Origin of the sequence: Dictyobacter aurantiacus (genome assembly GCF_003967515.1) — a bacterium.
Taxonomy (GTDB): domain Bacteria; phylum Chloroflexota; class Ktedonobacteria; order Ktedonobacterales; family Ktedonobacteraceae; genus Dictyobacter; species Dictyobacter aurantiacus.
Genome location: NZ_BIFQ01000002.1, coordinates 1,208,687 through 1,231,555, shown reverse-complemented (window position 1 = coordinate 1,231,555; position 22,869 = coordinate 1,208,687). Strand labels below are relative to the sequence as shown.

At 52.2% G+C, this 22,869-nt stretch carries 15 protein-coding genes; 6 read left to right on the top strand and 9 right to left on the bottom strand.

Annotated features, from left to right (window positions below):
* Window positions 1-484: 484 nt before the first annotated feature.
* The 3 genes from dinB to KTT_RS29905 form a co-directional block, all read right to left on the bottom strand.
* On the bottom strand, window positions 485-1,594 hold the full coding sequence (gene dinB / locus KTT_RS29915; protein WP_126601346.1) for a DNA polymerase IV: 1,110 nt from the start codon (window positions 1,592-1,594) through the stop codon (window positions 485-487).
* 177 nt (window positions 1,595-1,771) lie between these two features.
* Window positions 1,772-5,806 (bottom strand): tetratricopeptide repeat protein, encoded by a 4,035-nt coding sequence (locus tag KTT_RS29910; protein ID WP_126601345.1) that lies wholly within the window; start codon window positions 5,804-5,806, stop codon window positions 1,772-1,774.
* Window positions 5,807-6,193: 387 nt separating this feature from the next.
* A complete protein-coding gene (locus tag KTT_RS29905; RefSeq protein WP_235845979.1) occupies window positions 6,194-6,832 on the bottom strand; it encodes an NAD(P)-dependent oxidoreductase in 639 nt (212 codons plus the stop codon).
* A gap of 408 nt (window positions 6,833-7,240) precedes the next feature.
* On the opposite strand from KTT_RS29905, the gene KTT_RS29900 reads away from it, so the two are divergent.
* Window positions 7,241-7,786: a hypothetical protein gene (locus KTT_RS29900; RefSeq protein WP_126601343.1), complete on the top strand. Its 546-nt coding sequence runs from the start codon at window positions 7,241-7,243 to the stop codon at window positions 7,784-7,786.
* Window positions 7,787-8,051: 265 nt separating this feature from the next.
* Here the strand turns inward: KTT_RS29900 and KTT_RS29895 are convergent, their stop codons facing one another.
* Window positions 8,052-8,606, bottom strand: coding sequence for a YtxH domain-containing protein (locus KTT_RS29895; RefSeq protein WP_126601342.1), 555 nt, complete (start codon window positions 8,604-8,606; stop codon window positions 8,052-8,054).
* Between the two features lie 443 nt (window positions 8,607-9,049).
* Window positions 9,050-10,585, bottom strand: coding sequence for a S1C family serine protease (locus tag KTT_RS36320; protein WP_160146223.1), 1,536 nt, complete (start codon window positions 10,583-10,585; stop codon window positions 9,050-9,052).
* A gap of 241 nt (window positions 10,586-10,826) precedes the next feature.
* Between KTT_RS36320 and KTT_RS29885 the strand changes: the two genes are divergently transcribed.
* Both KTT_RS29885 and KTT_RS29880 read left to right on the top strand, forming a co-directional pair.
* Window positions 10,827-11,606: a Type 1 glutamine amidotransferase-like domain-containing protein gene (locus KTT_RS29885; RefSeq protein ID WP_160146222.1), complete on the top strand. Its 780-nt coding sequence runs from the start codon at window positions 10,827-10,829 to the stop codon at window positions 11,604-11,606.
* Between the two features lie 402 nt (window positions 11,607-12,008).
* The gene (locus KTT_RS29880) at window positions 12,009-12,254 is read left to right on the top strand and encodes a hypothetical protein (RefSeq protein ID WP_126601340.1); all 246 of its coding nucleotides are present in this window, start codon (window positions 12,009-12,011) and stop codon (window positions 12,252-12,254) included.
* A gap of 57 nt (window positions 12,255-12,311) precedes the next feature.
* Here KTT_RS29880 and KTT_RS29875 read toward each other — a convergent pair whose 3' ends face one another.
* The 3 genes from KTT_RS29875 to KTT_RS36315 all read right to left on the bottom strand — a co-directional run bounded on the left by KTT_RS29875 (window position 12,312) and on the right by KTT_RS36315 (window position 17,546).
* A complete protein-coding gene (locus KTT_RS29875; protein ID WP_126601339.1) occupies window positions 12,312-14,591 on the bottom strand; it encodes a PAS domain-containing sensor histidine kinase in 2,280 nt (759 codons plus the stop codon).
* A 186-nt stretch (window positions 14,592-14,777) separates the two neighbouring features.
* On the bottom strand, window positions 14,778-17,216 hold the full coding sequence (locus tag KTT_RS29870; protein WP_126601338.1) for a DUF2298 domain-containing protein: 2,439 nt from the start codon (window positions 17,214-17,216) through the stop codon (window positions 14,778-14,780).
* 177 nt (window positions 17,217-17,393) lie between these two features.
* Window positions 17,394-17,546 carry a hypothetical protein gene (locus KTT_RS36315; RefSeq protein WP_160146221.1) on the bottom strand — a complete coding sequence of 51 codons (153 nt, stop codon included), beginning with the start codon at window positions 17,544-17,546 and terminating at the stop codon, window positions 17,394-17,396.
* 199 nt (window positions 17,547-17,745) lie between these two features.
* Here KTT_RS36315 and KTT_RS29865 point away from each other — a divergent pair, with 199 nt between their 5' ends.
* Window positions 17,746-18,888 carry a hypothetical protein gene (locus KTT_RS29865; protein WP_126601337.1) on the top strand — a complete coding sequence of 381 codons (1,143 nt, stop codon included), beginning with the start codon at window positions 17,746-17,748 and terminating at the stop codon, window positions 18,886-18,888.
* A 6-nt stretch (window positions 18,889-18,894) separates the two neighbouring features.
* Here KTT_RS29865 and KTT_RS29860 read toward each other — a convergent pair whose 3' ends face one another.
* A complete protein-coding gene (locus tag KTT_RS29860; RefSeq protein ID WP_126601336.1) occupies window positions 18,895-19,920 on the bottom strand; it encodes a LacI family DNA-binding transcriptional regulator in 1,026 nt (341 codons plus the stop codon).
* A gap of 527 nt (window positions 19,921-20,447) precedes the next feature.
* Between KTT_RS29860 and KTT_RS29855 the strand changes: the two genes are divergently transcribed.
* Together KTT_RS29855 and KTT_RS29850 are read left to right on the top strand one after the other, a co-directional pair.
* Complete coding sequence (locus tag KTT_RS29855; protein WP_126601335.1) at window positions 20,448-21,836, top strand: ABC transporter substrate-binding protein; 1,389 nt, start codon at window positions 20,448-20,450, stop codon at window positions 21,834-21,836.
* A gap of 87 nt (window positions 21,837-21,923) precedes the next feature.
* Window positions 21,924-22,868, top strand: a complete 945-nt coding sequence (locus KTT_RS29850) for a carbohydrate ABC transporter permease (protein ID WP_126601334.1) — start codon at window positions 21,924-21,926, stop codon at window positions 22,866-22,868.
* Window position 22,869 lies beyond the last annotated feature (1 nt).

Sequence of the window (22,869 nt, the reverse complement as noted above, 5' to 3'; positions counted from 1 at the left end):
ACTACATCCGTGTGGCATTCTGGAGAGCGTGTGAGCCGCTTTTCTCACCCGGCCAGATACAGCGTAAAGGTAAATAGCATGAACCGCGATGCTCTGTATGCTCCTCCCAGAAGCTCTACAGTACATACTGATAACAGCCCAACTATATGACCAGACCTTGTAAATACAAGCTATTCCCTCGTCCCTGAAGGATAGTGGTAAAAGATAACTGAATGGTTGATTTGTTTCTGCGTCAGATATCAGTGTTCCGCATCGAACAGAGATAGCAGACGTGCTACAAAATAAGATAGACCATTAGTTGCTTTACCTGATAAAAATATACACTAAAAATATCAGAATGTCAATATAATGGAAGATATTTTTCCTCACTTTAATGTAATAGTCATAAGTTGTGTTTATAGTGTTCGCAAGTTCGTAAAAATGGTGCGAATAGCTAGCACTTCTGAAAATGCGAGCGAATAGCTCACAAATGCAGAAAGACACATCAGGCCAACCAGGCTGTTTCATCCCACAGGGGGAGAGGGACGATCTGCGGTGCCTGAGCGGCGGCATGGCTGCTAAGTAGATGGGAGACTGTGACGCCAACCAGACGTACGCGTCTGGGCTCTCGACTGAACTGTTCATGCACAATAGGCGTGAGGAGCGCGACCATTGTGTCTGCGTCCTGTAGCGCGCGGGGAACGGTGACGCGCCGCGTCATCAATTGGAAGTTGTTCCAGCGCAGTTTGAGAACGACCGTTTTTCCATACAGGTCCAGCTCGCGCAGACGGCGTTCGACCTGTTCCGCCATCTGGCGCATGATCTGGATAACGCGTTCAGGATCGCTGATGTCGTCCGCCAGGGTTGTTTCTTTGCCGACCGATTTGCGGATGCGCGTTGGCTGGACGGGACGTTCGTCTTCACCGCGTACGTAGTGATAGAGGATGCTGCCCTGTTTGTGCAAGAGCCTCTGTAGCTCTGGTTCGGTCAGGCGTTTCAGGTCGGCGCCGGTCTCGATCTCTATTTCGTGTAGCCTGGATGCCGTTACTTTGCCGACCCCAAAGAACTTGTCGATCGGTGTCCGTTCCAGGAACTCGGTGGCTCGCTCAGGAGGGACCACCGTCAGGCCATCGGGTTTGCGGTAATCGGAGGCGAGCTTGGCGATGAATTTATTGAATGAGACGCCGGCTGAGGCGGTGAGGTGCGTTTCATCATAGATCTGTTGTTTGATGGCGCGTGCCACCATGGTGGCCGAGGCGATGCCCTGGCGATTATTGGTAACATCCAGGTAAGCTTCATCCAGCGAGAGCGGCTCGACCAGTTCGGTGTAGCTGCGGAAGATCTGCATGATCTGATTGGAGACCGCGCGGTAGGTGTCGAAGCGTGGTCGGATAAAGATGGCGTGGGGGCAGCGTTGATACGCCTTCTGCGCTGGCATGGCGGAATGGATGCCATATTTGCGTGCCTCGTAGGAACAGGTGGCCACGACCCCTCGGCGCTGTGGATCTCCTCCTACAACTACCGGTTTGCCCCGCAGCTCGGGATGATCGCGTTGCTCGATCGAGGCATAGAATGCATCCATATCTATGTGTATAATCTTTCGCGTTGGCTGCATCCTCGTCTCCTGCGCTAGAATCTTCCAAAAAGCGGGGAGGTGCAGGAGGGCGGCTAGCCCTTCCTGCTGGGGTGGGGTTCCCCCCACAAATCCCTCTCTCCTTACCACCATTTCTATTCTACTGTAGCATTGCTATAGTAGAATAGATCACATCATATCATGTGCGATATGCCTTTGCTAGAGTTTGTGTTTGCCCGTGCGTTTGCGTAATTCTTCATATTTGCTGCGTGCCACCGGATCGTGTGGGTCTAGCTGTTGAGCGCGTTCATAGGCCGTGAGCGCTTCTTGATGGCGCCCGAGGCGCCGCAGTATGGTTCCTCGGTCACTATAGGTCTGCGCTAGCATTGGATTGAAGCGCAGGGATTGATTGTAGGCTTCCAGTGCCTCCTCATATCTCTTCAGGCTATAGAGGATTTTGCCTTTATTGATATAGGCGGTGGCATCTGTTGGTGATAGGTGGATAACATGCTCAAAGACCGCCAGGGCTTCCTCATAGCGATAGAGCTTGCGCAGTGTTATACCCTGGTGGTAATAGAAAAGCGTGTTTTTGGAATCGAACTGGATGGCTTGCGCATAGATGTCCAGGGCGACCTCATAATGCTTGAGTTCATGTAGCACTTCACCGTGCTGTTCTAGCAGATTGAGATAGCTTGAGCGGATGCCCTCGTGTTCTGGATGTTGTTTGATCCAGGCCGCGGTTGCCTGTAGCGCTTGCGCGATCTGTTTGCTATTGCCATATTGTTTCATGATGGTCAGATAGGTAATCCATACCGGTGGCTGTTCGGGATGTTGCTCAAGCCACGTGGTGAGCTCTTCCAGCATGCTGTTGCGTTGTTCTTCGCTGCCGTGCTGTTTGAGGAGCTTCAGATAGGCGGTCCAGACATGGATACAATCTTTGTGTCGTGCTAGCCAGTTGCGGGTGCGGACGATCTGTTGTTCAATGGTGCTGATGGTTCCATGGTGCTCAACCAGGCGTAGATAGGCAGCGCGCACAAAGATATTATCCTGGTGTTCGTCTAGCCAGGTGGTGGTAAAGTTGAGCATCATCTGTATCTGGCTTTCGGTTCCGTAGTATTTCAGGAGCTTTAAATAGACAGCCGGGATTACGATCTCTTTTTCGCCTGGCGCAGACATCAGGTAATTGGTGGTGGTGTTCAGAGCATGTATGATCTGCGGTGTAGAGTCACAGTATTCTACCAGGTCCAGATATGTTTCCAGCACAAAGGCGTCCAGGCAATTTGTATCGAGCCAGGCCGTCGTTATATCAAGCGCGCTTAATATCTGTTCCCGCGTGCCATAGCGCCTGATCAGGCTGAGATACATGGTGAGCAGGTAACCGTCGGATGTTCCCGTTGTTAGCCATTCGGTTGTAAAGTGGAGCGCTTCATGGATCTGTTCGTCTGTGCCGTGGTATTTGATCTGTTGCAGGTACACGGTGAGTAGATAAGGATTGGCGTTGTGCAGTACAAGCCAGTTGCTGGTGAAATTCAGGATGCGCTGAACCTGGGCCACCGATCCGTGTCGTCCGATGAGATTCAAGTAGGCTGAGAGTAGATACGCACTGGTGTCTACCAGCGTTAAGCGTTGCTCGGTAAAACCTAACAGCTCCTGAATGGTTTTCTTTCCTCCATGTTTGCTGACGAAGTTCAGGTAGTGTACCAGGAGATTATCATCCGGCGTGTTGTTTTGGAGCCAGTTTTCCATTAAAGTGATGAGCTCGTGAATCTGTTCTCTATTTCCAGCATGCTCGATCAGCTCGACCAGGTGCGTCAGGGCATTACTGCTCTGCTGCAGTAGTGGAGACCAGCCGGACAACGTGGCCAGAAATGCCGCGATCTGTGCGGGAGTACCGACATGGTCCAGTAACCTGATGTATGTGGTGAGAATATGAACGTTTTTTGTGTGTCCAGCCAGCCAATCTGTCAGTGCGTTAAGCAAAGCCCTGAGCTGCGATGGGGAAGCATGGTGCTCGGCCAGTTCTAAATACGCTTTAACTTCGCTACTCTGGCGCCTGGGTGTTAACCAGTTGATGGCTTGCTCGATCGCCAGCGTGGTATGCTGGGTATTGCCCCGGTGCAGTACGAGGCCCATATACGCTATGCGAACTACCGAGTCCTGGATATGGGCCGCTGGCAAAGTGGTTGTCGCGACAATGGCTGTATCGACCTGTTGGGCATCTCCGTAGCGCTCGACCAGTTTGAGATAGGTGGCCCTGAGCCGGGTTTCATCGGGATGGATCGCCAGCCAGCTGATTGTGGCATCGATTACCTGCTGAATGGTCTTCGGGTCTCCGTAGCGATAGAGGAGTTTAAGGTAGGCATTGCGTACATAGGGGTCCTGTGGATGGGCGATTAGCCAGCTGGCTGTCTGCTTCAGGGCATCTGCGATCGCTTCCTGTGACCCCCATTGTCCTATCAAATTGAGATACATGGCGCGTGTGTTGACGCTCTGTGGGTTCATCTGCAGCCAGGTCTGGGTGGTGTTGATGGCACTCTGTACCTGTTCTGCCGTACCATACTGCTCAACTATCTTGAGATATGTGGCGCGGATGGCGCTGACCTGGGGGGTGTGCTCCAGCCAGGTCGCGGTCTCATCAATTACCTGCGCGATCTGCTCAAGATGGGCGTAATGGCTGATCAGTTCTAAATGGGTTGCGCGAATGGCGTGGTTCTGGGGCTGGGTAGCTATGGCATGGGTGGTTAGCTCGATGGCGGCCACAATCTGCTCCTCGCTCCCGTAGTGCCTCATGAGATCCAGGTAGGTACGCAGGACGTTGGTATCCGGAATATTCATGATGATCTGAAAATCCTCTACATTGAGGATGGCACTGATTAACTCTTTATTGCCACGGCGCTCCAGCGATTTCAAGTAGACCTGGCGTACATAACAATCCTGTGGATTGGCGGCCAGCCAATCCGCGGTATTGGTGAGCAGGGCCATGACCTGTTCGTGGGTACCGCAATGCTCTATAAATTTAAAATATGCCTGCCGGATATTCGAGCAGGTGGGATGCTGCTCAAGCCAGTGGGCCGTGCTCTCTATTAGCCTGGTGATCTGCTCGGTGGTGCCGCAGCGTTCAACAAACGTGAGATAGCCCTGCCGTACATGGGTATCTTCGCTGTGCAGTGAGAGCCAGTCGGAGGTCTCTTCAATAACGTGCGCGATGGTTTCTGGTGAGCCGTTGCGCTCGACCAGGCCGAGATAGGTCTGGCGAACCTGCGTATCGTCGGGATTTTCCTGTAGCCATTGCTCAGTTGACTGCAGCAGGCTTTCCATCTGTTCTGCGGTTCCCCAGTGTTCGATAAATTTCAGGTAGATCTGGCGTACGTTGACGTTCTGGGGATTGGCGTCTAACCAGCATGCGAACGCTTGAATCAGATGGGAGATGTTGGCCAGCGTACCATGGCGTTCAATAAAACCCAGGTAGGCATGGCGTACATTGGTATCCTGTGGATTGGCTTCCAGCCAGCATTCAACCCTGTCTATTAGCTCCGACCTTTGTTCCGCGTTGCCTTGTTGTTCCGTCTGCTTGATCGCGGCTACCCAGTCTAATTCGGACTCCGGCATCCTGTCCAGCCCCATCTGGGTAACCTGTTCAGCCCTGTCATTATCCCCTACCATGCTATAGAGCAGGGCCCAGTTGATTAATTCGGCGTTACTGCAGAATCCGATTAATGTTTGTAGACGGGCTTCGTGTTTACACAGCATATGATGCACAGCCGCAAGCGATGTTTCGCGCGCCACATGCTCCAGCAGACGCTGCAGAAACATGCGTTGCTCACGTCTGTGTATGCTGGTAGCCACAATATAACTATCGAGTAGCCGCTCCTCATCCGATTGGTAAAAACAAATAGCACTATGCGCGACGCGAGGACTTACCGTGCGAATGAGGCCGGGAACATTGCTGTCACGAAAGATAAGCCCCTGGTTGGCGCTGTGTGTCAGGGCGCTATCGATGGGCAGCCTGGGATTCAACTGTGCCAGCAAAGATTCCGGTATGGCCAGTTCGTATTGTCCGGCAAAATAAATATATTCAAACAGTTGATATAGCTGTTTATGATAACACTGCAATAGCGACAGGCTCTCATATACGCAGGAGGCAAAGTCTTCTTCCGTTAGTGGACCAGAAATGGTCGGTAAATGAGCAAGAGGTGCCGCATTAGTCAGGTGATCAAGAGGCATGTTTATGATTGAATCACTATTGTCATTCATGAGCCAGTACTTTCTCTTGCTAAATCCAACCAGTGTCGCTGGTATTTTTATGAGTCATCCCGGATTTTTGAAAAACCCGCAAAACAGGCTCTGCGCTCCCAATGCGGGAGGTGCAGGAGGGCTCGCCGCCCTGCACCCCTGGTTTTGGGAACTTTTTCAAAAGTTCGGGATGACTCATAGCCTATCATATTGCAAATTAGTGATGTTTAATATACTAGAAATTTACTGACAATACAATAAAAATAAAACAAAGAAAATATTTTTGTCGCTTTTTACACAAGGAATATGGGTAAACAGATCTGAAGAACTAAAAGATGAAAATGGGCGATACCTCATGGACTTATGAGGTGCCGCCCAGGATGAGATCGGGAAAATAATTGACTGGAATTAATCAGCAATGACCGGGAGCTTACGCAAGTACTGGGTGTCGGTTAGTTCTTTGAGCATGAAGGCGGCCAGGTCGGTGCGACGCGTTCTCTGGTCTTTGGACGTTGGACGCAGCGAAGTGCGATATTCATCGGTGCGTGGATAATCTGATAGGCGCGCCGGCCGTACTACGACCCAGTCCAGATTGCTTTTGCTGATCTCGCGCTGCATCAATTTCATGTCTTCAAGCGTTTTTCTCCAGATGAGCGGAATCTGAATGGAGCCATATAATCCCTGCGGGGTATACTGATCGTCGGCAGCGGCCGCTGTAACGCAGACCAGGCGGCGAATGCCATTTTTTTGCATCGCCTGTAAAATATTTTTGATGCCCCGCGAATATAAGCCTTCGGGCTTGTAGGCACCTAGCAATCCTCGTTTGCGTGGACCGACCGTAGATAAGACCGCGTTTTTTCCCTGCATCGCGGCATCTACCGACGGCAGGTCAAAGACGTCTGCCTTGACGACGTGCAAGCGTTCGTGTTGTAGTGGAAAGTTGTCCGGGTTGCGTACGCCTGCCGTGACATCATGTCCCGCTTCGAGCGCTTGCTCAACAAGAGCCCTGCCAGTTCTTCCTGAGGCTCCAAAGATTACTAGTTTCATGCGTTTCAATCGTGCGGAACCTCCTGCCGCAGAGGAACGGGGAGGAAGCACGCCTCCTTCTTTCTAAAAAATCGCTGGGAACGTGTTTCTGCTTCATTATACATGATTGCATACATGAATGTGGATTTTTTTGTTTTTCCAGGTATACGACCCGAGATCGATGCTCGCGGACACGATAGTGTGTGCTTTGCTCTCACTTTTCCCATGAAGATGCTTTTGTTTTTGTCAGTGGTGTCACATTTGTTCTTCTGAGGGCGTGTTGAATATAGTCAGAAACGGTTGAATCATACTCGTTGCCTGAACGATGGAACATACTGAGCCATGAAGGATGTGACCTGTGTGCGTGCTTGCCTGTATATATGCTAGCAGCGTATGCACCTGGCCCACAACCGGAAAGGGATTTGATGTATGCGTAATGATAGTGAAGCGATGCAAATTGCTCGCATGTTAGCAAACATTGGACAGCGTACACTGTATAGTTGTGAAGCCCTGCCAGATGATCTATTGCAGTATGCCCCTCCTTTTTCAGAGATCGGTTCCCCACTGGCAACCGCTATTGACCTGGCCCGCGATATTGAAAAATGGGTGCTGATTCCCGTTGGTGGAAGGCAGCCGCTCCTCAATCAATCGCTTGAGATGAAACCGATCTGTTCATTGCTGGCGCTCTCGCGTTGTTATGGCCAGTGGATGAAAAGCGTCCATACTATTTTAGATAATATGCCCGACTCTTTTATGTGTTTGCTGGTAGAGGCGCGATCTTTACAAGGGAAGATGCGTGGCAGGCAGCGTCCAACTGTACGTGCCTGCCTGCTGACTGCGGTTGAGAGGAGCGCGTACCACCTGGGCCGAATCGAGACGATCTGCCAGATGGTAAGCCAGAACAATATGCCCCTCTCATCGGCCAATCTGGTTCATCTGCGCGGTATTCACCATACCACCGTTAGCATCCAGTGATTATGGTGTATCGCCAGGCAGATAGCCGTTTTGAATGTTAGCTATCTGCATGCGTATAATTTTTAGAATGTGTCTGACTCTCATGATGATGGCCTGCGGCCTGCATGGGGTTTCGCACCTGCGGTGCTCAGAATTCCATTGTGTGTTAGTGCATGGGATGCACATCAGTGCATCCCATGCACTAACACACAGAACCAGTGCGGCCGCGTAGCGGACGCCCGTGCGGAGGCGCTCACGTGCCCCCAACATGACGGAAGTCAGACACTTAGTGCTGGCGCGATCTATTGCCGGGGTTTTTCTGTACCGTGGTATTTGTGTTATGCCTGCTTTGATGACTGAGATTCTTGTCGGGATTTTCTGTACTGGTAGCAGGTGGTGCGGTCCGTTTGGGCGCACGCTCATGTTCTGGATTGCCCGCTTTGATTTCTTCAAATGTTTCAACCGGCAAATTCAGGGGTTCGTAATCCATCTCTTCTGGCGTGCTCTCATATTTGTAGAGCCTGCTGTGTGTTGTCGATTGGGTGGATGCACCACCTGATGGTGCGGCCTGTGAAGACATTGGCGACGGTTGCTTGTTTGTTGGTGGTGTGTTATTAAGCGGTAAGGTAATAGGTTCATCGCCTCTCTGGCGCTGAGATTGTGTTGTGCCGCGGCCGCCAGACGTATCGGTTGAGCTCAGCCCGAGCTTTGAATTTGATGCCCTCTCCTGCAACTGTTTGAAGCGCTCCTGGAGCTTGCCACGCAACTCTTCACCACGCATAGGCGCGATCAAGAGGCCTATCGCGGTCCCAAAGAACAGGCCCTGGAGAAACTTTCCCATCTTGTTTGCCTTTCTATGCAACTGTATCTACCTGTGTAGCTAATGGCACAGGTGCGCGTAAATCCTAGTAAACACACGTTTTGGCCTATAACATAGTTTCAAAATGCCTGCATGCGTAGTAGGTGTGCTGTGGCGCACCTGCGGTATCCACAAACCATGTTTCTGTTGGTGCGTGTGCTGTGGTGCACCTGCGGTATCCACAGACCATGTTTCTGTTGGTGCGTGTGCTGTGGTGCACCTGCGGTATCCACAGACCATGTTTCTGTTAGTGCGTGTGGTGTGTGTGCTGTAATGCACCTGCAGTGCCCACAGACTATATTTCTGTTGATGCGTGTGGTGTGTGTGCCACAGCACACACACCACACGCATCAACAGAAAAAACAATGCGGCCGCGCAGCGGACGCGCGTGCGGGAGCGCTAATGTACCCCCCATCAGGGGCGCATTAGCCAAACTGCTGCTCCCCTAGCTGAACCTTGACCGGCATTTGTTGATTGCCGCGATAGATCTGTAGCGTTATGGTCTGACCTGGACTCTTGTTGATCAGGAAATCCTGCAGCATGGCCGTATCCTGGATGGATTGATTGTTGGCCTCGACAATGATATCACCACGCTTTAGGCCGGCCGTGGCGGCGGCGCTATCGGGTTTGACGTTGACGATTAACGCTCCATGGTCCACCGGTAACTGGGCCTGATCTGCGATGTCTGGATCGACGCTGACGACGTTGACCCCTATATCGGCGCGGCCAGATTGGACGACGCGACCCGAGTTAATCAATTGCGGTACGATGAATTTGACGCGATTGGATGGGATGGCGAAGCCGACGCCCGAGGCTGGCGTTTTGAATTCGGGATCGATGGGTACGAGTGTGGGGATGCCAATCAGGTTCCCCTGCATGTTTACCAGGGCTCCACCACTGTTGCCTGGATTGATGGCGGCGTCGGTCTGGATGGCGTTGATGATGAGGTTATTCTGACCTTCATTGATATTGCGTCCCAGCGCGCTGACAATGCCACCCGTGACCGTCTGCGTAATGCCTAGTGGATTCCCGATAGCCAGCACTGGCTGTCCCACCTGCAGGCGCGATGAGTCTCCAATATTTGCCACCGATAGATGTTTGGGTGGATTGATCTTTACGACCGCCAGGTCATCATTGGGATCGGTGCCGACTACGTTCGCGGGTAGCCTGGTATTGTCGTAGAGTACGACCTGGTAGTTGAGGCCGTTGTTAACCACGTGATTGTTGGTGACGATATAGCCGCGCGGATCAATGATGACGCCTGATCCCAACCCTCCTCCTGTCTGGGTTTCGACGTTGATCTGTACTACCGATGTGCGGAATTTGGCCGCGACCTGCTCAGTCGATTGGTTGGCGCCCGGGAAGAGGGCATTGGCGGAATGGGTGGCGGCCCCGGCGGCGAGCCAGCCGCCCAGCGCACCCATCAGGAGCGCGATCAATGGCAGGGCGATGAACTGCATTTTGTTGTTCGTTCCCCTGCGTTGACCGGGTGCGCCTCCGGGAGGTGGAAAACCCTGGGGTGCTGTACCCTGTGCCTGGTAGGCGTACTGTCCTGGTGGTGGTGCGGCTGGCGTATAGGGCGGTGGCATGCCCGATGGGACATTACCGGGAGGAGTACCCGCGCCAGCTGCTGGCGTTGGTGGCCAATCGGGCGGATAGTAAGAGCGATATGTCGGTTCCGCGTACGGTGATGGCCTGCTGGTCGGCGTCTGTCCCTGGGTTTCATTAGATCGATAGATATCTGATTCCGCTTCGAGCGGTGCGTATCCAGCAGGCTGTTCAGTCGGGCCGCGATATGGAGGTGGTTGCGTCGGTCCACCTCTAGATGGATCGTTCAGAAAGGGTGGCGTGTACGACCTGGACCTGCTCTGTTCAGCTGGTTGTTCTGAAGACGAGTCAGTTGCTCGCTGTGGTATATTGGATGATTCCGAAGGATCTGGCTTTTGATCTGAATGTGACATGTGGCAATCCTCCTCAATCAGGATCGGTTAGAAGCACAAGAATGACGATAAATCCACGAGAATAACTATAGCGTGTAGGCCCCTATTTGTACTCCCCCAAAAGATGGATTGCTGCTAACCCTCTAATGCGTGTCCACTGAAACAGCGCGCATTACCAGGATCTGGCATTCATCAAACGCGATGAGCGTGATATAGTATGGATAATTACCAATCACATTCTGTTTTGAAAATAAGGATAACCATGGTACAAAAGCACTCTCTCTCGTCTGCACCTGGCACGGTTGCTCTCCTGGGATCTGGCGAATATTTACCCGTGATGAATGAGACCGATACATACTTACTCGCTACCCTTGGGGGCGCGGGACAGACACACATTGCGTTATTGCCGACGGCCAGTGGACTTGAGCCGGGCCGGCCCCAGTATTGGAATTCCCTGGGTTTTGAACACTTCCAAAAACTGGGCGTGCAGGATATCCGCTTATCGTCCATTATTGATCATACGGGCAGCAACGATCCCGAACAGGTTGCTCTGCTGCAGGGGGCGAATTTCTATTATTTTTCTGGCGGCAATCCGCGCCATATTTTAGAGAGCCTGCGCGCCACTACTGCCTGGGAAGTTATCGCGGCCGCCTATCGACGCGGTGCCATCCTGGCCGGCTGTAGCGCTGGCGCCATGGCGCTTGGTTCCGTCTTGATCTCACCCCGTGACGTCTACTCCGACCAGTCTCCCCACTGGCTGCCCGGACTTGGTATTGTGCCGAAGATCGCTGTTTTTCCACATTTTGATCGCATGCAGGGCAATGAGATCTGGGCCAGTGGATTTAAGCGTATGCTGGCCTCTTTACCCGAGGATCATCGTGGCCTGGGTATTGATGAGGATACCGCCCTGGTCAGAATGCCGGTTGAGACGGAGGCAGAACCTGCCAGTTGGAAGGTGATGGGCCTGGGTAGCGTTACGCTCTTTGAAAGAGATGGGCGCGCCCGCATCTTCCACGTTGGCGAAACGATCGTCGATCTATAAAGCAAACCATTTCCGTAAGAGCTTTTCTATTTTTGAGGGATGAGGCAACACCAGGGGAGGTGCGAATGCACCTCCCCTGGTGTTGCCTCATCCCTCAAAAATAAATTGGGGGCCAAAGGCACGGACCTCTCTTTTGAATAAATGTGGTCGCTATATATACGTCCTTCTATATAGAGGGAAAAGTGCAGCTTGAAAAGCAATTTCTGGATAGACTGATGCTTTTTATTATAGTGAGGGCGGCTATCAAGAGGCCGCCGCACATGAGTGCTTCATGGAGAAACAGGCCTATGAGTATCCTGAGATGCTGGCTATAGTTACGATTACAAACGACATGGTTGTATACTAGAGTACGGTAGAATGAGATAGGCTATGCATAGGGTGCCAGATTAGCGAGAATTGGTGATGGCATACAGAGAAGAGATGACAGCGCGCTACAAAGGGATTACCATCTGGGTCGAAAAAATATCTGAGCACGAGTACGATGGTGTCTTTAAATGGAATGAGCGCGTTATCAAAACAGATCCCGCTTACGAATATTCAGCGACCCCGTTGGAGGCTATCGAGAGCGCTAAAGGGGTTATCGATATTCTGATCGAGTTGCGACGTGGCGGTATCAATGTGGCCGAGGAGGATGAAGACGAGGGATAGTTTGTTGTATAGATTGCTGTCGATCGCGGACGGGCATTAAGCCCGTCCGCGTTGCTATTATGTGGGATCGGAGGGAGGCGCCAGCGGTAATGTAAACCAGAAGGTTGAGCCGTGGCCGGGGGCGCTTTTTACTCCCACCTCTCCATGGTGACGCTGAATGATCGTCTGACAAATGTAGAGCCCCAGGCCCAGCCCCTGCTGCTTGTTGGCGGACGTGGCTGTCTCTTTGATTTGATAGAAGCGGCGCCAGATCTGCTTTTGAGCATCTGCGGTGAGTCCTGGCCCTTCATCCTGGACCCAGACCGATACCTGCTTCTCCTTCTGTTCCAGGCCAATGCGAATAGGATGTTCTGGTTCCGAATATTTAATCGCGTTGGTCACATAGTTGTTGATGACCTGTCCGATGCGATCGGGATCTGCCCGCACATAGATCTCTTGATCCTGCGGAATGAGCATCTGCAGGGTGTGTCCGGGCGAGGTGGCCTGTAGATCCTCAATAGTTTCCTGGATAATCTTGATCAGGTTACAGCGTCTCAGATGTAATTCTAGTTTATCTACCGCGATGCGTGAGATATCGAGCAGGTCGTTGACGAGGCGCGCCTGTACATCGATCTGGCGCAATGCATTGTTCAGGTCATCCTCATTTTTTTGCCAGATCGTTGCTATGTCGGCAGGTGTGGTATCGGGGGAGGAAGCTATACGTTTCATGCGGCGCTGAATAAGCTGGAGGGTGCCTTTGAGGATGGTGATAGGGGTGCGCAATTCATGGCTGGCGATGCTCAGGAAGACATCTTTTTGCTTTTCTACTTCTTTGCGCGCGCTGATATCCAGTACGATGGCTACGCCCAGGGTAGAAGAGCTCTTGAGCTGGGCGATGGCCATCATGATTGGAACCTGTTGCCCCTGCTTATTGCGAATGGTGATCTCAAACGGCTTACTGACGCCGGTTGCCAGGAACTCTTCGATCGCCTGGGCCTGGCGCGGTAGATATTGCTGGGTTGTCATGGCGGTCCATTGTAGATTCCGTTGCTGGATCTCTTCCTCGCTATAACCGGTAATGGCCCGGTAGGCCTCGTTCGTTTCGTAAATGTTGCCATAGATGTCGGCGACCAGTACGCCAATGATGTTGGATTCTACGAAGCGGCGGAACTTGAGCTCGCTTTCACGCAGGGCTCGCTCGATGCGTTTGCGCTCGGTGATGTCCTGGTAGTAGACAGATAATCCCTCGGGGGTGGGATAGGCATGTACCTCGAACCACTTTTTCTGTGGCAAGGAGAACGCTTCAAAGTGATTGGCCTGCTGCGTTGTAATCGCCAGCTGGAACTTGCGCGTAATAAAGGGATCGGCAAAGGCTGGTGTGACGGCCGCGATGGGCTGGTCCAGTAGATCTGCTAGCCTTTTGCCCAGGAGCTTCTCGGCATGAGGATTGACATAGGTGTAGCGCCATTCGCTATCGATGGTGAAAAAGGCGTCGCTGATGCTTTCGAGAATTGAGGTCATCTTGTTGGCGGCCGCTAGTTGCTGCGCTTCAGCCTCCTTGAGGGCGGTAATATCCATGACCGCCGCGATCATGTGTACCGCGACACCCTGCTCATCATACAGCCAGCGTCCTCGCAATGTTATCCAGCGGATTGATTGATCGGGGCAGATGTGGCGATATTCGACACTATATTCTGTTTTTTCCCTTAGCGCTTCCTGGATCGCACGATCGCGCTGGTCCAGATCGTCAGGATGAATGGCCGCCATCAGTTGCTCATAACTGACCGTATGACGAGGAGGGAAGCCAAACAAAATTTTGCACTGCTCATTGAGTGTCAGATGATTGGTGCGTGTATCCCAATCCCACAGCCCGATCTTGGCGGCACCCAGCGCCAGGCGCATCTGTTCCTCGCTCATCTGCTGATAGTGTCGCTGCTCGGTGATATCTTTACCGTGGGCAATGATCTGGTAGATCTGACCATTGGTATCCTGGACGGGAACAAAGTGAAGTCGCATCAGGCGGTAGATGCCATCACTTCTACGCATCCTGCATTCTGTCTCGGACGCTTGCCGGGATTGAACCGCCTGCATAAAGGCGGATTGCGCGCAGGTATTGTCCAGTGGATGGATACAATCAAGCCAGCTTTGATGCTGCTGCGCCTGCTGGATGCCGACAAAAACCTTCCAGTTGGAGGAATCAGGAGCGCCAAAATCACCATAGGGCGTCATGAGCCAGAATATATCCGCGCTGTTACGCGCCAGGGCCAGGAAGAGATCTGTATTTGTCTGTTGTATGTGTTTCTCCTGCCCGGACGGCATAGACTCCTGTGGCCCGGACGTACGTTGGTCAGATTCCATTGAACCTCCACGCAAAAAACGTTCCTCTTTGTATATATACTATACCTCGTTAAAGACGCTCTAGAGGAAAACAGTAACGGGTTATGTCGGTGTGGATTGCCTTTGGAAGCGGCTTCAATCAGTTTCTATAAAGAAAGAATTTTGCCTCGTAGCGCCACGAGGCAAAATTCTTTCTTTATAGAAACTTCAAGCTTTGACCTTGTAGATGGTAACATCCTGGTTGTGATAGACAACCTGCATAAATGACCCAAAGCGATTCAGATTGGCTTTGCTATAGGTGCTGCGCTCTAACGTGCTAACGTAGATGTACTGCGCGTGATAGCGCGCCATCGTGGCCAGCACATCCTGGGGATTGGGATCGGTATAGATCTTGGTGACTTCGTCTTTGCGACTATTAAATTCGGCGGCGTTGGCCGGGTTGCGATTGAACCACTGGACGCGCCACTGGTATTCATGTCCGATCCATCCCATAATAGTCGGCAGGCCGGTTAAGCCCGAGACGCGAGCGTAGTAGGTATAGTCGTCGCCCACCGCTTCCACGATGACTGGTGAGCCGCTAATGTTGGCGTTCAACCAGCGGATCGCGTTGTAGTCTCCAACCGAGGCCGGGTCCCTCTGCAAGTAGTTCAGTCCATCCAGGCTGTTAGTACGGAACATCCCAGTCTGTTGCGTGACCGGATCAAAGCGCACAAAGCGGTAGTAGGGCGCGACAATGGGATAGATGGAACTGGCCAGCACCAGGACCAGCAGGATGGTGCCCCAGACGATCTTCCCGCCCGTCACGACGTAACGCAATGAGCCCTGCAGGCGTTCTTTAAGCTGGAAATTCTCCAGGATGTAGTAGAATCCAGCGCCACCGGCGATTGAGAGCAGGATCCAGGCCTGAAAGTAGAATTTGAAGACGCTGTTCATGCGTGGATTGTTGTCGACGAAGACGTCGCGCAAGAAAAAGACTTCGCAGCCCGCGATCAGGGCGAAGGCGACCGCGCCCAGCAGAAGCGTAAAGGCGTGCGCCCGGTCATCTATCTTCTGCATGATGGCGACGATGGCCGTGATTGTGATGCCCAGCGCGATGAATAGCGTTACATTGGCGGGATTGAAGAACTGGCAGGCCAGTCCGATGACGATAAAGCCCAGGCCCGTCATCGTGCCGATAAAGGGCCAGGAGAGATACGCTTCTTGCGGCGCCGTTTCCGGCTCATCAGACCCCGGCTCTGTGGGAGCCTCTATATTGGGAGCGGGCGCGGGCCTGAATGTACGTGTGATGATATCGCTAAAGAGTAACGAGAGGAAGACGAAGGCCAGGAAGGTGTAGATCAAGAGTTCATTGCGTAAAGATGAGCGCTCCGACAGTGGCGCGATCCCGATGCCCTGTGAGGGAGAGATGAAGGTGAGATGGAAGGGTAAGAATAGCAAGATCGCCAGTACGGCCAGGGCCAGCGATGGCGCAGCGACATCAAGGGCGAGCCGCCAGCTGAAGCGGCGCTTATTCAGCAACCACTGCTGTAGCGCGATACATACGATGGCCAGCCCCATATACGTCGGCAGGTCCCAGCCATTCATCACAAAGAGTCCTCCGAGTGAGAGACTTGTAACGCCTAGCGTCAGGATAAGGCGCCAGCCGCGCCCAAAGAGGAAGATCCCTTTGCCTTCGTGTTCCAGCAACAGATTTAATGCCAGGCCGATGGCCATAATAGTAAACGCCAGCGAGAGCACGTGGGCATGAAAATCTGAGAGCAGGAAGCTAAAGGCCGGGAATTCATTGATGGTGCGTGGGATGATACGTGTCGGGTTGAACCAGTCATAGCCGTTCGCACTCCCTCGATCGTGGAACCATTGAAATGCGGAAGCCATATTGCCGAACATCAGGGCCATGATCACGGTAATCAGCCCGAACGGAATCCCTATTTTGAGGGCACCCGGGATGGCGTGAATCGGTTGCTCTTGTTGCGGCTCGTCCTGTTCCTTGTCGATGACTATCTGCCGCTGCCGGCGCAGGTGACGCGACCAGGAGACCAGGTTGCTGGAGACACCAAATAGACTTACCGCCGTCAGGCCATAGAGCATGCTGATACCGGTGTTAAAGGCTACCGATGGCAGTTGCCCCAGTAATTTGGCCAGGAAGCCAACGATATAGTGGGCATAGTAGTAATAATTGATCGAGTAGCCAGCATACCACATGTCTGGTGGCGGAAAATGCTGGCTGCGCATGATGGAGGCCAGAAACCCTTCATCCATGAACATCTCGTAGGAATGAATATCAGGTCCAAAGGAACGCAACCAGCCTAGCAGGAAGACCATAACCAGGAAGACCGCTTCCGTAGCAATAATATACAGGCTATTAGAGCGCACCATGCGAAGTATGGTCTGGCGTGTACGCAAGAAGCCAACAACATTCAATGCCAGCAGGAGCAGGACTACCGCGAGGATAAAGATCCTGCTGAATGGGAGCGCTTGAATAACCATCAAGGGCCACCAGACACAGAAAGAGGTTACCAGGACTGCCAGCGCCTTGCTCCAGGCCCAGCCCCGATCAGGAATATTGTGGAAAACCGTCACGGTGAGCGGTAGAAAGATGATCCCAAGGACCTCTACCAGTGCCCACATCTGTAATAACTCTAACATATATGCTCATCTCTACCAGAATATCTGTCCCTAATATGGACATGGCCGTTCTCAGCCCTGTAAATCTATTATACCTGCTTCAGGCTATTCTCTGCTTGTTTAAACTGTATCATATTCTACCGTGGTTTGGATGAGGTGAGACCCGTAATAGGGCTTTTGGCTAGTGCTCTATATAATCTAGTGACCGGTAATAAACTGGGTGAGCATAAAAAAGAAGAGCGAGCCGGAAACCAGCAGGTAACATCGGTTGAGCAGGCGATTTTTGCCAGGGATCGCCTGCATTGTGAAGGCAGGGAATATTTCAAGTAGATAGCGCGATAACGCTTCCAAAGGAGGTCGCTTTCAAAGATCTGTCAGAACAGGTGACAATGTTTGTGCTTTCATTTCTGGATTTTCTTTTCGTTTGCTAATATTTATATTGACTTTTTTTTATAAAGCAGTTACACTCGATATGATTTTATTCCTCAACTCTTAATCGCGCAATTGTGTAACCTGTTTTGACTCAATAAGAAAGGGCAAATCTTACTATATGGTGTCTGCACCTGGTGAACCATCTTCGTTTGATGCTGCTGATGCTTTAAAAAAAGCACGCGAGCATGTTCTTTTGATCATTGATACAAATGAGGTTCGGTCTCAGTACCTGGCTCGCCTCCTTACGCTGGCCGGGTTGCGAGCAATTATTACCTCGACCTCCTACCAGGCGTTTGATCGTTTCCTGAAAGAGCATTTCATTCCCCGTCTCATTTTGTTAGGTCAACAGGAGGAGACAACAAGCCCTATTTTTACACGCCTTCTGCGGCGTTTAAACTACGAGCTACAACGAGATGTTCCCGTTATGCCGCTGTCTTCCATATATTTGCCTGATGGTCTGCTGCTATCGGCCGAGGATACGATTTCAAATACTATGCATTGTATCTCTCCACCAAATAGCCTGATTTTGCGGCGCATCTGGCAATTTTTGCCGTCGGCGCAGATACCGCTGAAAACGGCGGAACACACCATGGTTCTGGAGTCTTTGCCGAAGCTAGGCTTTAAGCCACGCGTGGCCCACTCCAAACGGTCTTTTTCTTCGCATCTGCGTCTTGAGTTGAAAGCAGCCAGACAGGTTATTCCTGCTGATCAATGGAATACGTTGTTGACTGATGTTGGCCTGGCACAATTTTGTAAAGAAGAACAATGGCCACCTGAGATCGACCAGTGTACGATTCCTCCTCACTATTTTTCATTATTGATGCGGGCCGTAATGTTTTCGGCGCCTCTGCAGCCTCTGCAGCAGGCATATCGCTGGGCGGGACAGGTTGAAGCTGATACCCTGCAAAAGGCTATCTTTCTCTTTCTTATGCAGCAGATCCCTAAAGTGATCGGTGCTGATCGCACGATGCGTACGCTGCTTACCATCCTGGCAAATGAGGTCGATAGTCGTCGCGGCGAAAAGCTGACCGAGTGGAAGCGCCTCGACAATGGTTCTTTTATGTGTGTGTTTTATAGCAATATTTTTGCCTATAGTGTCATGGGGGCTGAGCATCCGCTGTGTATGCCATGGCAGTATTCGTTTGACCTGATGTTGCGCCTGGTGAAGCAAGAGAAGCAGTGGGAGATACGCGAGGTGGAGTGCAGCGCCCAGACGCATACCGGGCACTGCGTCTTCCTTATTTCACCCAGAAAAGGTTAGCTGATTTTAATCGGTCTTGCATCCCATGGTGCTGGCGCGCGCGTGCAGACGAAATGGTACATAGATTGATTCTGGCTCCTGTGTACGTCGCCCCGTGATACGTCCGAGCAGCAATTGGACCGCGATGCGTGCCATCTCCTGCTTGTCTGGCTCGATGCTGCTGAGGGGTGGGTTGGCGTAGCGCCCGTCTTCAATGTCATCAATACCGATGACGGCGATATCCTCTGGAATACGACACCCAGCCGCTCCCAGTACAGAGATAGCGCCGAGTGCCATCAGGTCGTTGAAGCAGAAGATGGCATCGGGCCACTCCTCGCGGGGACGCGCGAGCAGCGCTTGCATAGCTGCCGCACCGTCGGGCCGGTGCCATAGCCCCCCATCCATGAGGAGCGATTGGTCTATGGGTAGATGAGATTCCGTTAGCGCCCGCATAAAGCCCTGCAGACGTAGCGATGGGGCCTCACTCCGTGCCTTCTGGACTCCGATGGCGGCGATTCTGCGTTTCCCCCGTTCGATCAGGTGTCTGGTGGCTGTATACGCTGCTGCTGTATTGTCGATGAGCACGTGGTCCAGCGGCGCGCCAAACAGCCTTTCACCAAGCAGGACAATTGGACCGCTCGTTTTTATCTGGCCTATGTCTTCTACATCAAGCGCGTGTGAGTCCAGAATCAAGCCATCGATGAGATGGGGGCTCATCCCGGTCAATATATTGAGCTCTTTGTCGCGTTCTGAGAAGGTGTAATCCAGCAGGACCGTGTAGTTGCGCCTGGCTGCTTCAGTAGCGATGGCGTGACCGATATCGGCAAAATAGGGGTTGGATAGATCCGGGAAGGCGTAGGCCAGCACATTCACCTGGGCCTTACGCAGATGACGGGCCGCGTTATTCGGCTGATAATTCAACTTTTTGATGGCATCGAGTACCAGCGCCCGCGTCTCCGGTCCCACATGATCATAATTACCGTTGACTACATTGGAGACAGTCTTTATCGAGACGCCGGTATAAGCCGCGATATCTTTTAAATGCACTCTCACGGTCGTTTTGCCATTCCTTCTCTTACTCAGCTTTATATTTTTGCCAAGATAGTAGCATCCCTATTTATGTCGTGTCAACTTATTGTTTTTCCTTTATGTTTATAAGTTGTGGTGAATGATGCAAATGCCGCGCCATGGCGCGGCATTTGCATCATTCACCACAACTTATAAACGAGGCGGCCGCGCATGCGGACGCCTGTAAGAGACGCTTACGCATACTAGCAAGGGGAGCGTCTGACCCGCCCGGCGAGAAAATTGTTTCACTGAATCCTTGACAGGCACGTTTTTTGGATGTTATACTACGTTCAACGTTGAACGAGCTCTGCTGATCAGCGGCATATATCAGGCAAGGACGTTGCCTGTCTGCCAGCTTTTCGTTATTGTGCAGTGTAGGCATGACCACGATATTGGATTATGTCTGGACATCAGTATGAGTTTGCCTCTTTATTTGTTTAATTCGTCTTTATTTATGCACTGTAGCATGGAACTTCCAGTATTTCTCGTTATGAGGGAAGGGATGAACACGGATGTCGAAACAACAGGATATTTTTAAGCCATGGGATGCCCTCTCATCTCAGTATGCTATCTCACGACGCTCTTTTATTAAGTCCTCCGCTACTGTTGGAGCGTTCGCCGCTGCTGGCGGCTTGCTGGCGGCTTGCGGGTCGCCTTCAACTGGAGGGGCGGCTAGCGGCAATGCGACCGCTAATGAAGGTACCGTGACTATCTGGGATCGCTCAGGTGATCTGTTCCAGGTGTTTGATGCTACCATTGAGAGCTTCAACAAGAAGTACCCCAAAATCAAGGTGAAGCATGTATCGGTAGATGTCGATGCGAAGCTGCCCACGACCCTCAATACCGGCGTTAATGTGCCGGATGGCTCTTTCTACGAGGATAATAACCTGCCAACGCTGGCTTCGCACTACTACGATATTACGGACTGGATTCAGCCGTACGTGAAAGACATTGTTCCGTTTAAGTTGCGTGTCAATACCCATAATAATCGCATCGTTGGTATCCCCTGGGACCTTGATCCAGGGCTGCTGTACTATCGCGAGGATATGTTACAGGAGGCCGGCGTCGATCCTACGTCGATTCAGACCTATGATGATCTGATCGCGGCCGCCAAAAAGGTGCAGACGAAGTTCGGTCCCTCCTGTAAGCCGGTACACCTGGAACAGGATCCCGGCCTGACGCAGTTGTGGGTTGAGATGTTTGCTAACCAGCAGGGGACCAGCATGGTGGATGCCAGTGGTAAGCTGCAGATCAATACGCCGGCCTATCTCAATATCATGAAATTCTTGAAGACGGTACGCGATCAGAACCTGGGGACGCGCGAGACGTATTATAGCCCCGGTGATGTGGCGGCGATCGAGAACAATCAGGTGGCGTTCTATCCCTGGGCGGTCTGGGCTGTGTATGGTCCTGATCTGCTCTTTAAGAAGACCAAAGGGAAGTGGCGCGCCATGCCTCTGCCCGCCTGGACCAAAGGTGGGGCCCGTGGGGCCGTGATGGGTGGTAGCTCGTTTATCATCCCGAAAAAGGCGAAGAATCCTCACCTGGCGTGGCTCTTCTATGAGCACCTGGTCTTCAGTAAAGAGGGCTATAGCGCCGTCTATGGACCCAATAAAGTCTATCCCGGTGGCATCAATACTTCAATCCCTTCGTATATGCCCGCGCTTGGGACACAGCTGTATAAGAATTCTGAGGGTCTGGGTGGACAGAATTTGTGGCAAACAGTGACCGGTACCGTCAAAGATATCCCCGGCAACTTCTATATTGCCCCCTGGTACAACCAGGCTGTACCCTACTTTGGCACCAATGTTCAGCGTATGCTGGATGGGCAGCTGACGCCGCAACAGGTGCTGCAGAAGTCTTCGGATGATATCCAGACCAAACTTGTTGCCCGCCAGTAGGAGCCGCGTGCTTATCTACAGGTCATGGCCTGGGAGGGCTCATATCGTTATGAGTCCTCTTTACCCTCAGGGAGGAGTTTTTCTGTTATGGCTGTCGCTACATCCCGGCCAGGCTCTGCTACCCCTTCTCCTATGCCTTCTCGTTCGCCGTTGGAACGGTTGCGTCGCTGGCTAGGTGGTAGCTTCTCGCCCTATCTATTTATCGCGCCTTTTGTGATTTTCTTTTGCGCTTTTTCGCTGTTTCCGTTTTTCTATTCGCTCTTTTTAAGCTTTACCCATTGGCACGGCGATGCTGATCCTCGCTTCATCGGCCTGGATAACTATACCTTTTTGTTGACGGATAGCTCGTTCTGGCAGTCGTTGGGAAATTCAGCTGTGCTGTGGTTTTTGATTGTGCCGGTGCGCGTGCTGGTGGCTGTGGTGATCGCTGCCTTGCTGTCCTTGCCTGGACTGCGTCTGCGCGGTTTTTTCCGCACCTCTATGCTGCTGTCTTATGTGGTGCCTCTGGTGGCGATTGCCCAGGTCTGGCTGGTGCTGTTCGATCAGGATTTCGGGGCGGTCAATACGCTCTTGCATATAGTACATCTGCCCTCGATCGGTTGGTTGACGACCAGTGAGTGGGCCAAGCCAACCCTGGCTCTGCTGGTGTTGTGGGGAGGGAGTGCCTTCGCGGTGCTGACGATGCTGGCTGCGATCCAGGCGATTCCGGCGGAATATTATGAGGCCGCCTCAATCGATGGCGCCGGAGCGGTACGGCAGTTCTTTGCGCTTACGCTGCCTCTGCTGCGCCGCACCGTTGGTTTTCTGGTGGTCTTTAGCACGCTGGGTGTGGTGCAGATGTTTGCCGAGCCAAAGGTGTTGACGAATGGTGGTCCCTATAATTCGACGACGACCGCCGGTTATCTGCTCAATTCCTATATCGCCAATTCTGACTTTGGCACCGGTGCCGCCAATTCGTTTCTGCTGACAATTTTACTGGTTCTGCTTTCGCTGTTTATGCTGCGCTTCTTGCGAGCTGGAGAGGAGAGGTAGG